The organism is Leisingera sp. JC1, assembly GCF_001679925.1.
Classification (GTDB): Bacteria; Pseudomonadota; Alphaproteobacteria; order Rhodobacterales; family Rhodobacteraceae; genus Leisingera.
On record NZ_LYUZ01000057.1, the window covers coordinates 130,751 to 144,092 of the forward strand.

General features: G+C 63.9%; 12 protein-coding genes. 11 read left to right on the forward strand and 1 reads right to left on the reverse strand.

Going from position 1 to position 13,342, the window contains the following annotated elements:
* The first annotated feature begins 149 nt into the window (after positions 1 to 149).
* The 10 genes from qhpG (at position 150) to A9D60_RS06425 (ending at position 12,432) form a co-directional block, all read left to right on the forward strand.
* On the forward strand, positions 150 to 1,508 hold the full coding sequence (gene qhpG / locus A9D60_RS06380; RefSeq protein ID WP_065266812.1) for a flavin-dependent monooxygenase QhpG: 1,359 nt from the start codon (positions 150 to 152) through the stop codon (positions 1,506 to 1,508).
* Entirely contained in the window at positions 1,484 to 3,007 is a 1,524-nt protein-coding gene (peaA, locus tag A9D60_RS06385; RefSeq protein WP_065266813.1) for a quinohemoprotein amine dehydrogenase subunit alpha, read from the forward strand. The genes qhpG and peaA overlap by 25 nt, the downstream gene beginning before the upstream one ends.
* Positions 3,008 to 3,024: 17 nt before the next feature.
* The gene (peaB, locus tag A9D60_RS06390; protein ID WP_065266814.1) at positions 3,025 to 4,449 is read left to right on the forward strand and encodes a quinohemoprotein amine dehydrogenase maturation protein; all 1,425 of its coding nucleotides are present in this window, start codon (positions 3,025 to 3,027) and stop codon (positions 4,447 to 4,449) included.
* Positions 4,446 to 4,769, forward strand: coding sequence for a quinohemoprotein amine dehydrogenase subunit gamma (gene qhpC, locus A9D60_RS06395; protein WP_065266815.1), 324 nt, complete (start codon positions 4,446 to 4,448; stop codon positions 4,767 to 4,769). Before peaB ends, qhpC begins: the two co-directional genes overlap by 4 nt.
* A gap of 13 nt (positions 4,770 to 4,782) precedes the next feature.
* The gene (gene peaD, locus A9D60_RS06400; RefSeq protein ID WP_065266816.1) at positions 4,783 to 5,862 is read left to right on the forward strand and encodes a quinohemoprotein amine dehydrogenase subunit beta; all 1,080 of its coding nucleotides are present in this window, start codon (positions 4,783 to 4,785) and stop codon (positions 5,860 to 5,862) included.
* Positions 5,859 to 7,598 carry an ABC transporter ATP-binding protein gene (locus A9D60_RS06405; RefSeq protein WP_065266817.1) on the forward strand — a complete coding sequence of 580 codons (1,740 nt, stop codon included), beginning with the start codon at positions 5,859 to 5,861 and terminating at the stop codon, positions 7,596 to 7,598. Before peaD ends, A9D60_RS06405 begins: the two co-directional genes overlap by 4 nt.
* Positions 7,595 to 8,251, forward strand: coding sequence for a hypothetical protein (locus A9D60_RS06410; RefSeq protein ID WP_065266818.1), 657 nt, complete (start codon positions 7,595 to 7,597; stop codon positions 8,249 to 8,251). The genes A9D60_RS06405 and A9D60_RS06410 overlap by 4 nt, the downstream gene beginning before the upstream one ends.
* On the forward strand, positions 8,248 to 9,240 hold the full coding sequence (locus tag A9D60_RS06415) for a helix-turn-helix domain-containing protein (protein WP_065266819.1): 993 nt from the start codon (positions 8,248 to 8,250) through the stop codon (positions 9,238 to 9,240). The genes A9D60_RS06410 and A9D60_RS06415 overlap by 4 nt, the downstream gene beginning before the upstream one ends.
* 15 nt (positions 9,241 to 9,255) lie before the next feature.
* A complete protein-coding gene (locus tag A9D60_RS06420) occupies positions 9,256 to 10,659 on the forward strand; it encodes an aldehyde dehydrogenase family protein (protein ID WP_065266820.1) in 1,404 nt (467 codons plus the stop codon).
* A gap of 69 nt (positions 10,660 to 10,728) precedes the next feature.
* Positions 10,729 to 12,432 (forward strand): AMP-binding protein, encoded by a 1,704-nt coding sequence (locus A9D60_RS06425; protein ID WP_065266821.1) that lies wholly within the window; start codon positions 10,729 to 10,731, stop codon positions 12,430 to 12,432.
* Positions 12,433 to 12,679: 247 nt separating this feature from the next.
* Here the strand turns inward: A9D60_RS06425 and A9D60_RS06430 are convergent, their stop codons facing one another.
* A complete protein-coding gene (locus tag A9D60_RS06430; RefSeq protein ID WP_065266822.1) occupies positions 12,680 to 13,033 on the reverse strand; it encodes a hypothetical protein in 354 nt (117 codons plus the stop codon).
* Between the two features lie 124 nt (positions 13,034 to 13,157).
* Here A9D60_RS06430 and A9D60_RS06435 point away from each other — a divergent pair.
* Positions 13,158 to 13,342: transposase (locus A9D60_RS06435; RefSeq protein WP_175392904.1), on the forward strand; the 185-nt coding region annotated here is incomplete at its 3' end.

Sequence of the window (13,342 nt, forward strand, 5' to 3'; positions counted from 1 at the left end):
TCAGGATTGCGCCAGAATACCGTAAAAATCCTCTATTCCAGAAAAATTGCTGCAACGGGGGCCTAAGCGGCCGATTCTGTCCGAAAATGTCGGGTTGTTGTCCGGAAGTGTCCGCCACAAGGGACGGCCGGCCGGGGCACCTTGGTCAAATGGCACCTCAAACAGGCACCTTTGATATCGCGATTGCAGGCGGCGGCCCGGCCGGGTCGGTGGCCGCAATTTTGCTGGCGCGGGCCGGGTTCAGCGTGGCGATGGCAACTCTGCCGCCTCACGCGCCGCGGTTCGAGGGCCTTTCCGGCCGTGTAGCTGCGATCCTGGCGCGGCACGGGCTGCCGCTGGCTGGGGTCGGCCCGGCGGCGCAGCGGCATGTCAGCTGGGGCGCGTTCCAGGGCGGGCAGAACAGCGAGCATCTGGCCGACCGGAGCGCCTTTGACACCGGGCTGCTGGAGGCGGCGCGGGCCGAGGGTGTCAGCCTTGTTTATGCCTCTGTGTCCAGCGTGCGGCCCGATGCTGGTAAAATCCGGCTGGCCGATGGCACGTGCCTGTCTGCCCGGCTTCTGTTCGAGGCCCGAGGCCGCCGTGCGCCGCGCCAATCCACGGAAATGCAGCGGACTGAACTGGCCGGGCCGGACACGATTTCAGTTGCCGGATTTGTACCTCCGCAGGCGGGAGATATGGAAACACCGCGGATCGAGGCGCGGCCCGATGGCTGGCTCTGGTCGGTTCCTATGGACCGCGACCGGCTGTGGCTGCAGGCGGTGGGCGCTGCGGATTCACTGGGCCAAACGGGCGGGAAAACGGCTGTGGCAGCGCTGTGGCAGACGGTTATGGGAGAGACCCCGATGCCCCGCCGCCCCGTTGTTCATGCGATTGTGCCGCGGCTGGCGGCACCGGATCTGAACCCGCGCTGCCCGCGCCTCGGGGATGCGGCGGTGGCGCTGGATCCCTTGTCAGGGCACGGGATGTTCTGGGCGGTGTCCTCGGCGCTGATGGCGGTGCCCATCGCGCGGGCGCTCTTATCCGGGGAGGCAGAGTTGGCTCGCGACTTTTACCGCAACCGGGTGGCAGAGACCTTTTGGCGTCAGGCCCGCGTGGGGCGCGATTTCTACCGCGAGGCCGGACTGAAAACAAAGTTCTGGCAAGAGCGCGCGGCATGGCCAGACGATGTCCCGGCCCATGCTCCGGACATTCGCCCTCACACCGCGATGCGGGTTGTCGTGCAGGACGGGCATCTGTCGCGGCGCGAGGTGCTGATCACCCGGGACGCACCCGGCGGCGCGGCTTTTGCTGCCGGGCAAGAGATCGTGCCGTTGCTACGCCGCCTGAACGGCCAGCCGCTGCCGGATGCGGCCCGCTTTCACAGCACGGTTCTGCCCGAGGCGCCGCCGCAGGCGGCACAGGCGATCCATCAATGGCTTTTGTCACAAGGCTTCACCGAGGGGGCGCAGATCCCCTGGGACACTGCAAACAGGGAGACTGATCCATGCAACTACAATCCCGCGGCCTGACAGCTGCACTTCTGATATCAGTGGCGGGCGCCATGCCTGCGCTGGCCAGTGAGGAGCTGCTGCAGAATATATGCTCCAGCTGCCACACGGCAGAGGAAAACGGGCTGAGCCGGATCAGCGGCCAGCGCAAGACGCCTGAAGGCTGGATGATGACTATCGTCCGGATGCAGCAGGCGCATGGTCTGGACATCAGCGCCGGGGACCGCCGCGCCATCGTGCAGCATCTGGCGGATACCCAAGGATTGGCACCGTCCGAGGCCGCGCCCTACCGCTACGCGCTTGAGAAGGATCCAAACGCGCAGGAGAGCTTCGACGAGCCTTTCGCCTCGATGTGCTCACGCTGCCATACCGGCGCACGGGGGGTGCTGCAGAATCGCACTGCGGAGGAATGGGAACTGCACATGGATTTCCATGTCGGCCATTTTCCGACCATTGAATACCAGGCGCTTGGCCGCGACCGGGAGTGGTACAAGATCGCCCGGACCGAGATTGCGGGCTATCTGGCGGAGCGGAATCCGCTGGAAACCGCCGCCTGGGCGGACTGGCAGGCGGCAGACAAGCAGCCGGTGGCGGGCGACTGGGTCGTGATGACCGACCTGCCCGGCGTTGGCGAGGCCTATGGCCGGCTGACGGTCAGCGGCGAGGCGTCCCCCTATCAGGTCAGCGGCGAGTTTATGATGGCGGATGGCACCACCCATCCCGCGTCCGGCCAGATGAACCTGTACACTGGGTATGAATGGCGCGCCAATCTGGACATCGGCGGCACCGCATACCGCCAGGTGCTGGCACTGTCGGAGGATGGCAACAGCCTGCAAGGCCGCCAGTTCGACCGCAGCAACGATGCCCTTGGCGCGCCGCTGAGCGGTGTGCGGGAGGGGTCTGGCAGCGTCATCCTTGGCACAGTTCCCTCGGCCGTACCAGCAGGCGAGGCGCAGGTACAGGTGGTTGGCACCGGGCTGGACGGGCTGGACGCCTCTGCCGGTGAGGCCACGGCGAACGCCTTTGGCGCTGCGCTGTCGCTGGCGGCGGAGGGCAACGGCGCTGTCACCTTCAGCGCGGGCGGGGCCCAGGGGCAGATCGCCCATTACACCTCTGTCGACAGCCTGCGGGTGGAGCCTGAGTTCACTATCGCCCGCGTGGGCGGAGGCAGCGAGGAAGGCCCGGCAGCGGTGCCTGCCTATTTCAACGCGGTCGGCATGTGGAACGGCCCTGACGGCGAGGCCGGGACCGAGGATGACGTGCGCATCGGCCGGGTCGAGGCGCAATGGACCGTGGCCAATGCGCATGAGCACGCAGCCCATATGAAGGACACTGAATTTGCAGGCGAAATGCAGTCAAACGGCATCTTCCTGCCCGCAGTTGCCGGCCCCAACCCGGACCGCCCCTTTAGCGCCAACAATGCGGGCGAGCTGACCGTGCAGGCAGAGGCGATGGGCCAGCAGGCGGAGGCGATGCTGATCGTCACCGTGCAGCGCTTCATCGACCCGCCGATCCGCTGAGACAGGGGAGAGAGACCATGAAAGACTTTCACTATCAACCGGCCAATGCGCACCGGGTTGAGGTCGAGGGGCGGGAGGTTCTGTTCCATGTGCCGACCACCTCGATCTTTGAGATGGACGGGGTGGACCGGGATATCCTCGACTATGCCGCGCAGGAGCAGGCGTTCTCGATGGATGAATTCGAGGCGCGGTTTGCGGCCAAGGACGCGGCGGCGCGGCTGGATGGGCTGGTGCGGCTGGATATCGTCAACGACGGCCGCCCGCTGCAGCCGGAACGGCCGCCGATCGAGATCGAGACCTTTCCGCTGACCACCATCGTGCTGAACGTCAACACCGGTTGCAACCTGGCCTGTTCCTATTGCTACAAGGAGGATCTGGCGATCCCGTCCAAGGGCCAGAAAATGGCCTTTGACACCGCGCGGAAGTCGGCAGAGATGCTGCTGGCCGAAAATCCGGACCGGGACAGCTATAACATTGTGTTCTTCGGCGGTGAGCCGCTGTCGAACCTGCCCTTGATCCGGCAGGTGGTGGACTGGGCCGAACCGCACTTTGCGGCGCTTGGCAAAGAGGTGAACTTCAGCCTCACCACCAACGCGACACTGCTGAACGAGCCCTTGATCGATTGGCTGGACGCGCACCGCTTTGGCCTGACAGTTTCCATCGACGGGCCGAAGGCGCAGCACGACTTGAACCGTAAGACGGTAGGCGGCAAGGGCACCTATGACACCGTGGCCGCCAAGGCGCGGCTGCTGCTGTCGCGGTACACATCGAAACCGGTCGGCGCCCGCGTCACCCTGACCGCAGGCATCACCAACATCGTGGAGATCTGGGACCATCTGAAGAACGACATCGGCTTTGCCGAGGTCGGTTTTTCTCCGGTCACATCAGGGGAAATGGATGCCTTCAACCTCAACGGTGCCGAACTTTTGGAGGTGTTCGAGGGGATGAAAACCCTCGGCAGGATCTATGTCGAGGCAGCGCTGGAGGGCCGTAACATCGGCTTTTCCAACATGCATCAGATGATGAACGACCTCTATGAGGGGCGCTCAAAGGCGCTCCCTTGCGGCGCCGGTGTGGGCATGCTGGCGGTCAACCACGATGGCGCGCTGAACCTGTGCCACCGGTTCACCGGATCGGAAATGGACCAGTTCGGCTCCGTCGACGAAGGCATCAAGCGCAAGGAGCTGTCGGGCTTCATCAAGGCGCGCTCCGACCGCACCGAGAAGGGCTGCGCCACCTGCAGGATCCGCAACCTCTGCGCGGGCGGCTGCTATCACGAGAGCTACGCCCATTTCAGCGATCCGATGATGCCGACCTATCACTACTGCGACCTGATGCGCGACTGGATCGACTTTGGCGTCGCCGCCTATGCCCGGCTGATCGCCCAGGCGCCGCAGTTCTTTCACCACCATGTTGCGCCGAGGAGGGCGTTTGGAAAATGAAACCGCTCAATCAGAAAGCCGAACGCGTTCAGCAGGCCGCTGCCGAAGGCCAGATGGACGAGGTCCGCGCGATGCAGACCGTGACCGCAGGCTGTGCCACCACATTCGACCCGGGCTGGGAGGTCGACCCCTTTGGCGGCCTGGCTGCGTTGTGCCAACCGATGGAGGCGGACCTTTACGGCTGCTCCGACCCCTGCTGGTGGCCCGCCCAGGTGCCCGACATCATGGTCAATCACCAGAACTGGGACGAAGGCGCGCCCAATGCCGCCAAGGACTGGCGGGCGCTTGGCGCCACCTATCCCACCGACGCCGAAACCTGAGGAGACCCGCATTATGAAATCCGCGCTTTTTGCTGCTGCCGCGTTTTGCGCGTCAGCCCTGCCGCTGGCCGCTGGCGACCTTCTGGTGACGGTCGCCCGGCCCTCCAACCTCTATGTCTTTGATGCCGAGGACCGCTCAGTCAAAGCCGACTGCGATCTGGGGGCGAATGTGACGCCCGGCGTTATTGCGATGTCGCCGGACAACCGCATCGCCTACGTGCTGCTGAACCACTGGCAGGACGTGGTCGGGGTCGATATCGAGACCTGCGAAAAGGTGTTCCACGCTGCCCAGTCCGAAGGTGACGTGACCCGCCGCTCGCTGGCCTCGCTGGCGGTGTCCAAGGACGGCAGCCAGATCTACACGGTGCGCAATCCGGTGCGCAAACTGACAGACCGGTACGAGGTGATGCAGCCGGAGTTTGCTGTCTATGACACCGCCGCCGGGCTGGAGGCGGAACCCGCCGCGACATTTGAGGCGCCGCGACGCTCCACCCTTATGGCGAGCGGCCGCAACGGGCAGGTCTATGTCGCAGGGCATGAGATCTACCGGGTGGATCCCTCCAACGGCAAAACCGAGGTGGCGATTGCCAACGCCAGCTGGGACCGCCCCACCTACAGTCCGCCGGATGTGCTGGCCTTCTGGCCGACCGGCAGCCAGAACGACGAGATGCTGCTGATGTACACAGCGGCGGTCTTTACCGATGAGGCCCAGCAGGAGATGGCGGATTTCGTCTGGGGCTACCAGTCGGTTGATCTGACCAGCGGAGAGACCGAGATCGCTGATTTTGCCTCTTTCGAGGTACTGATGTTCTCGGCTGTGCGCAGTGCGGTGGACCCCAAACACCTCTATGGCGTCTATACCCAGCTGTCCAAGCACAACCTGGAAACCCAGGAACTGGTCAAGCGGGTGGATCTGCCGCACACCTATTACGTCATCAATGTCTCCAGCGACGGGAAGGAAATCTATGTCGCGGGCACCAATGACGACATTGGCATCTATGACAGCGAGACGCTGGAACGCACCGGAGAGATCCGGATGCCCTCCGGCGGCGACATGTCAGTCTCGACCCTGCACGTCGTGCCGCAGGGATGACCGGGCCTGCCGCCAAACTCTCCCCCCAGCCGGGCAGCCCTGCTGCTGCCCGCGCCTGGCCGCGCCTGCCTTCAAGTGCTGGCGCGGCGCTTTTTACACCCGCTACCGCAGCCTGGCTTCTGCCGCTCTTAAGCCCGCACCGGCGGCGGCTGGCGGTGCTGCTGCTGATCAGTTTTGCCGCCGCCGCGCTTGGATTGCTGCCGCCCTATATCAGCAAGCTAGTGATCGACCGCGGATTGATGGCGGGGGATGCCTCACAGCTGCTGGTCTGGTCGCTCGCGCTGTTTGCAGTCGGCCTGCTGGCCACCGGCACCGGAATGCTGAGCAACATCCTGCATATGCGCGCCTCGATCCGGATGCTGGCTCGAATGCGGCAGAGGCTGCTGTCGCGGCTGGCTGCCAAGCCTGTCGGCTGGTTTGGCACCCAGCGCGCGGGTGAACTGCTGGCGCGGATTGATGGTGACGCCGCGGAGGTGCAGAAGTTTGCTTTCAACGCAGTGCTGGGCGGTTCCTCAGCGCTGATCCGGCTGCTGGGCGGCTCGGCGATGCTGATGGTGTTGGACTGGCGGCTGGGTCTGCTGACGGCCATGCTGGCACCGGCGGAGCTGGCTTTTCTAGTATGGGCGCGGCCCCGGACCGAGCGCCACGCCGCGGTGGTACGCGAGATGCAGGGGCGGTACAGCGCGGGGCTGTCGGAAACCCTGTTCGGTCTGCCCGCACTGCAGGCCGCCCGCGGTACCGGATGGGCTCAGCGGCGCAGCCTGCGCGATCATGCCGGGCTGAACCAGCGCCTGATTGCCCAGAACCTGTGGGGCGAGTTCACCCGAGCGGTGCCAGTGCTGCTGTCGGCCCTGACCCGGTCTGCGACCTTTCTGGCGGGCGGGCTGATGGTGATCCGGGGCGAGTGGCCATTGGGCTCGCTGATCGCCTTTATCGCCTATATGGGATTTATGACCGGGCCAATGCAGTCTCTGCTGGGATTGTGGCACGCACAGGCGCGGGTCAAGGTGGCCGCGGCACGGCTGGATGCGGTGATGCAATCACCCTCTGCCCCTTCTAACCGTTTCTCTCCTGCCGGCTATGTTCTGCAATTAGACAACGTAACCGTTTCCCGCGGCAACACCCCTCCTCTGGGTCCGCTCACCCTGAGCATTCCCGAGGGTGCCAGAGTGGCTCTGAAGGGGGCCAGCGGTTCGGGCAAGACGTCGCTTCTGGCTGTACTATGCGGGCGGGCACAGCCCTTGGCCGGACATGTGTCTCTGGGCGGCGCGGACTTGCGCCTGCTGGGCGGGGACAGCCTGCCTGACCGTGTAGCCCATGCCGGGCAGCGGCCCTTCACTGTGCGGGCCAGTCTGCGCGGCAACCTGTTCCAAAGCCGCGCCTTCTGGGCCAAGCCTGAGAATGAAGCGCGGGTGTGGCAGCTGCTGGAGCTGTTCGGCATGGCGGACAGGTTCCGCGGGCCTGAAGGCCTTGACACAATGCTGGGCGAAAGCGGGCTGACACTGTCAGGCGGTGAACGCCAGCGGCTGTGCTTGCTGCGGGCGCTGCTGACGCCGTTTGATATCCTGATCCTGGATGAGGCGCTGTCGGAGGTGGATCCTGCCACTGCAACTCGGATCCTGGCCTTTATCGATGAGGCCTTTCCCCGCGCCACCCGCATCCTGACTGCGCACGGCGGTGCGGCGGCGAGCGGGAAATGCGACATGGTGATCGACCTGGCAGAGGTGACGACATGAAACGCGCCCCGTTGATAGCGCTGATTGACGGGCCGCTGGCTGCGGATGCTCCGGGCTTCGCAAGCCGCGCGGATATCTGCGCCATGCACCCGAAAGCGGCAGAAAGCCCGGCGGCGCTGCATGCCAGCAGCATGGCCGCTGCCATCCACGCAAATGCGCCAGGCGCGCGGATCCTAGGGCTCAGCATCTTTGCGGGCCGCTTGTCCACCACTCTTGCCAGCGTGGCGGAGGCGTTGCGCCGGGCTGCGGAGTCGGAAGCGGAGATCGTTCATTGTTCCTTTGGTCATTGTAAGTCCAGTCCGCTGATGGATGAGGCGGCAGCTGCGGTTCTGGGAGCAGGAAAGCTGCTGGTCGCCTCTGCCCCGGCGCGTGGCGCGCCGGTTTATCCGGCGGGGTGCGCGGGCGTGGTATCAGTGCAAGGCGATGCCCGCTGCAACAGCAGCCAATGGTCACTATTGAACTTGCCCGGCGCACAATACGGCGCCTGTCCGGTCACCCCTGGCGTGCCGGTCCGGGGTGCCAGCCTGGCAGCGGCGCATTTCACCGGGCTGCTGGCCCGGGCCTGCATGAGCGGCGGCATTGAGAACATGCTGCAATACCCGTCCTTCACCGGCCGGGAACGCATCGGGACAGGAGGCCCGCAGGCCGCATGATCTGCTTTGACAACTGGAACAGCACGCTGCGTGCCAATTGCGGCCACTATTATGCGACCCCGGACCGGGCCTCAGGAAATTGGGCGGGATCGTTTGACCTTCACCGGCGCAGCGGCATTGATGTGGCCGAAATCCGCTGCCCGCCGGCCCGGATAGAGCGCACCCGCAAGGGCATACTGCGTGACGATCAGGAGCATTTCTTTTTGCTGCACCAGTTGGAGGGTGAAACCAGCATCCATCATGCAGGCTGCGAAACGCTGCTGATGCCCGGCGAATTTCTTCTTCTCGATTCCACGCGCGCGGCAGAACTGAGCATAACCGGCCAACCTGCCGCCTTCCTGTCGGCACACCTGCCGCGGGCGCTGGTGCTGGAGACACGCCGGGAGATGCCAGCGGCAGGCCGCAAGATCAACTCAGCGCATCCGCTGCACGCCAGCCTGTGCGGGTTGCTGGACGCAGGCGGCACTGATGACAACGCAGGTTACATTTTTGAACTGGTGCCTCTGGCCTTCACCAATAGAACGCGGCCGGGTGTCGGCAGCTTGGGCGCCCGCAAGCACAGGTTCCGGCTGGTGCGCGAGACGCTGGAGCTGCTGAGCGCCGACCCGAGGCTGACGCTGGACACGCTGGCCATCCGCTGCGGGTTGTCGCGGCGCCAGCTGCAGCGGGAGTTTCAGGAGCATGGTACCACCTTTACCGACTGCTTGACCCGCGCAAGGCTTGCAGTGGTGGCGGCCAAGCTGCGCCACGCGGCGCGGCAGGACCTCCGGGTTCCGATTGCCCAGATCGCTTATGGCGCAGGGTTCGGCGACATCTCCCATTTCAACCGCGTCTTCCGCCAGCAATTGGGCTGTTCGCCCCGCAGCTACCTCAGCACCTGCAAACTCAGCGGATTTTTGGCGCAGGACGCAAACTCTTTGTCACCGGTGCCCAAGACCGCGTCGCCGGGCCGTGCTTGTCTTTTTCAATCAAACCCGGCTGACGGATAAACAGGGAGAACGGCAATGGACTACCGGATGCTCATCAACGGCGAACAGGTTTCGGCGGAGCGCATGATTGAGGTGATCAACCCGGCAACAGAGGAGGTTTTTGCCCGTGTGCCGCATGCCTCCGAGGCCCAGATGGAGCAGGCGGTGGCCGCCGCAAAGGCGGCACAGAAGGCCTGGGCGGAAACCCCGATGGCTGAACGCCGCGCCAAGGTCGAGGCGCTGGCCGCCGCCATCGGCGAGGAAGCGGATGAGCTGGCGCGGCTGATCACGATGGAGCAAGGCAAGCCGCTGCCTGAAGCCCAGGGAGAAGTTGCCTGGTCGCAGGGCTATCTCGCGCATACCGCCACACTGGAGCTGCCGGACCGCGTGATTCAGGATGACGCCGAGTTTCGGATCGAAACCCGGCACAAGCCCCTTGGCGTGGTGGCGGGCATCATCGCCTGGAACTTCCCGCTTTTGCTCTGCTGCTGGAAGATCGGCCCGGCGTTGATGGCGGGTAATGCCATTGTGCTGAAACCCGCGCCCACCACTCCGGTTGCCGCCCTGAAGCTGGGCGAGATCTGCAGCCGGATCTTCCCGGCTGGGCTGGTCAACGTTATCACAGATGCCAATGACCTGGGTCCCAAGCTGACTGCGCATCCGGATGTCGCCAAGATCGGCTTCACCGGCTCGTCGGAGACCGGAAAGCGGATCATGGCCAGCGCCGCTGCCACCATGAAGCGGGTGACGCTGGAGATGGGCGGGAACGACCCCGCCATCGTGCTGCCTGACGTGGACGTGAAAGCGGCTGCGGAAAAGGTCTATGGCGGGGCGTTCCTCAATGCAGGCCAGGTCTGCCTGGCGGTGAAACGCGCCTATGTCCATAGCGACATTTACGACGAGTTCTGCGCAGAACTGGCCGCCCTCGCCGAACAGGCGGTTGTCGATGACGGCATGAAGCAGGGCACCACCATCGGCCCGATCCAGAACAAGGCGCAGTTCGAGAAGATCAAGGGCTTCCTGGAGGACGCCCGCGCCTGCGGCCGGATCATTGCCGGCGGCAGCGCCAAGGACGGGCCGGGCTATTTTGTGCCTCCTACCATCGTCCGGGACGTGACCGACGGGCAGAAGATCGTGGACGAAGAACAGTTCGGCCCGGTTCTGCCGGTGATCCGCTTCGACAGCATCGATGACGTGATCGCCCGCGCCAATGCCTCTGACTACGGGTTGGGCGGTTCTGTGCATTCCGCTGACACTGGCAAAGCCACAGAGATCGCCGGGCGGATCGAATCCGGCACCATCTGGGTAAACCAGCAGCTGAACATCGGGCCGCATATCCCGATGGCTGGTTTCAAAGGCTCTGGCCTCGGCGTTGAGCAATCGGTCGAGGGCCTCGCGGAATACACCCAGATGCAGGTGATCAACGTCGCCCGCGGCTGACTCCACGACCTGAATTGGTCCGGGCTGCCGCCGCGGCGGCCCGGGCCTCACTGCCAGCAGAGACGAACCATGACTGACCCGCAAACTGACTTCACCGCACCCATTGACGGCCTTTCGCATGTATGCGGGCCAAGTGAGCCGCCGTTGCAGCACATCACGATCCCGGACCTTCTGCGGCAAGCAATGGAGAAGCATGGCAACCGCGAAGCCCTGATTTTCACAGATACCGGTGTGCGACTGACTTATACGGAACTGGCACAGAAGGCGGATGAACTGGCCGCAGGACTGCTGGAGCTGGGAGTGGAAAAGGGCGACCGAGTCGGCATCTGGTCCCCGAACCGCTGCGAATGGGTACTGACCCAATTCGCCACCGCCCGGATCGGTGCCATACTGGTCACGATCAATCCGGCCTATAGGTTGGCGGAGCTGGAATATGCGCTCAACAAAACAGGCTGCAAGGTGCTGATCGCGGCCGAATGTTTCAAGAGCTCCGACTATTCGGGCATGATCCGCGAGCTGGCGCCTGAACTCTTAACCGCTGTTCCAGGCCAGCTGGCAGCGGCGCGGCTGCCAGAGCTTCGCCATGCTGTTGTTATGTCCGGCGATCCCGGCCCCGGATTCCTGCCCTTCGCCACTCTGCAAGCGATGGGTAAGGGTGTAAACCCGGCGGAGTTGGATGCGATCACCTCAGGCCTTTTGTCCGAGGAGGCGATCAACATCCAGTTCACCTCCGGAACCACCGGGCTGCCCAAGGGGGCGACGCTGACGCATTTCAACATCGTCAACAACGCCCGTTTTGTTACCAGCCGCATCAACCTGACTGAGGCTGACCGCCTGCTGATCCCGGTGCCGCTCTACCACTGCTTCGGCATGGTGATGGGCGTGCTTGGCGCGGTTTCCAAAGGCGCCGCAATGATCTTCCCGGGCGAAGCGTTCGAACCCGCCTCCGTGCTGAGCGCCGCCGCCGCCGAACGCGCCTCCGCGCTTTACGGGGTGCCGACGATGTTTGTCGCCATGCTGCAGGATCTGGACCAGTCGCCGCGCGATGTCTCCTCTCTGCGCACCGGCATCATGGCGGGCGCTCCCTGCCCGATTGAGATCATGCGCAGGGTCAACACAGACATGCATATGAAGGAAGTGACGATCTGCTACGGCATGACGGAAACCGCGCCGGTGTCCTTCCAGAGCTTCACCACCGATCCGGCAGACAAGCGCTGCACCACCGTGGGCCGGGTGCATCCGCATCTGGAAGTGAAAGCCGTGGACGCCTACGGCGCCACCCTGCCTGCAGGGGAACGGGGCGAGCTGCAAGTGCGCGGCTACTCAGTAATGCAGGGCTATTGGGATGACCCAGCTGCAACCGAGGAGGCCATCAGGGACGGCTGGATGCGTACCGGCGATCTGGGCTCTTTCGATGCGGAGGGGTTCTGCAGCATCACCGGGCGCGTGAAGGACATGATCATCCGCGGCGGCGAGAACATCTACCCGCGCGAAATCGAAGAATTCTTGATCCGCCACCCGCAGATCGCAGATGCCCAGGTGTTTGGCGTGCCAGACGAGAAATTCGGCGAACAGGTCTGCGCTTGGATCGTCCCTGCCCCGGGTGCAAACCTCGATGAAGAGGGGATCCTGTCTCACTGCCGCGGCCAGATCGCGCACTTCAAGATCCCCCGTTTTGTCCGGGTCGTTACCGAGTTGCCCATGACAGTCACGGGCAAACCGCAAAAGTTCAAGATGCGCGACATCATGATACAGCAGCTTGCGCTGCTTTGATTTCGGAGGTGTGCCTGATACTGAACGATGGTTCGCTGACCAGTGCGCCTGTTGGGAACTTGGTAGGTTGAAGGCGTTGGGACAGCCAGAATCAACAAAGCTTCCCGCTGAAGGCAAGGGCCCGGCCAGGAACGGAGGTTGCCGGAGCGCACACTGGACTGTGGCGAAAACGAAATTCTTCGCTCCAGCCCGAAAGTAGGAACTGCTGCCGACCAAGGCCACCCGCAACAAAACCTGCGGGTGCCTTTCAGTTAATCGAAGGCGTATTCAGCGCAACGCCTTCGGCGGTGGTACGACCAAATTTTCCTTGGCCCGATACTGTGGCCAGTTTCTCTGCCTCCGCAGCCGCCCGCGCCTCCTCTTCGTCGGCGTCTTCATGCATCTCGTCGACAACCTCAGGCCGCAGAAGGTGGGTTGCAATCCGACAGAAGTTCGCTGCTGCGGCGAGGCATTCGAACGCGAAGAAAAACGGCTCCAATGCGTCATCGCCGAAAGCGGCGATTGATCTCGGCATCGTAGCATTGATTGCCCTCGCGCGAAGGCGATCCTCGTTGTCTGTCGCCTTAGCTTGCTTTTCCAGCGCTCGCCACAGGTTTGCCATCGCGCGTGCGGTGTCGGTGGTGTTCGGTACCTACCGGCGCTTCTTCCTTGAGCAGATGGTCATTGTTGCAGAACTCTCTCGTTGGAGGATTCACAACACGAATCCATGGGGTTAGACGGATGTCATGAGCAAGCCCAAGCCCGCCCGCTACCGCACGACGAACTGGTCCGCCTACAACGCTGCGCTCCGCAAGCGCGGGTCTTTGCTGATCTGGCTGGACAAGGAGATGGCCTGGTACGCGCCGCATGAGGGCCGCCCTGGGCGCCCGCCGGTGTTCTCGAATGCGGCGATCCAGTTCTGCTTATCGAT

Excerpts from the sequence above, each read along its gene's own strand:
- qhpG (WP_065266812.1), top strand. The coding sequence starts at position 150 with ATGGCACCTCAAACAGGCACCTTTGATATCGCGATTGCAGGCGGCGGC.
- peaA (WP_065266813.1), top strand. The coding sequence starts at position 1,484 with ATGCAACTACAATCCCGCGGCCTGACAGCTGCACTTCTGATATCAGTG.
- peaB (WP_065266814.1), top strand. The coding sequence starts at position 3,025 with ATGAAAGACTTTCACTATCAACCGGCCAATGCGCACCGGGTTGAGGTC.
- qhpC (WP_065266815.1), top strand. The coding sequence starts at position 4,446 with ATGAAACCGCTCAATCAGAAAGCCGAACGCGTTCAGCAGGCCGCTGCC.
- peaD (WP_065266816.1), top strand. The coding sequence starts at position 4,783 with ATGAAATCCGCGCTTTTTGCTGCTGCCGCGTTTTGCGCGTCAGCCCTG.
- A9D60_RS06405 (WP_065266817.1), top strand. The coding sequence starts at position 5,859 with ATGACCGGGCCTGCCGCCAAACTCTCCCCCCAGCCGGGCAGCCCTGCT.
- A9D60_RS06410 (WP_065266818.1), top strand. The coding sequence starts at position 7,595 with ATGAAACGCGCCCCGTTGATAGCGCTGATTGACGGGCCGCTGGCTGCG.
- A9D60_RS06415 (WP_065266819.1), top strand. The coding sequence starts at position 8,248 with ATGATCTGCTTTGACAACTGGAACAGCACGCTGCGTGCCAATTGCGGC.
- A9D60_RS06420 (WP_065266820.1), top strand. The coding sequence starts at position 9,256 with ATGGACTACCGGATGCTCATCAACGGCGAACAGGTTTCGGCGGAGCGC.
- A9D60_RS06425 (WP_065266821.1), top strand. The coding sequence starts at position 10,729 with ATGACTGACCCGCAAACTGACTTCACCGCACCCATTGACGGCCTTTCG.
- A9D60_RS06430 (WP_065266822.1), bottom strand. The coding sequence starts at position 13,033 with ATGGCAAACCTGTGGCGAGCGCTGGAAAAGCAAGCTAAGGCGACAGAC.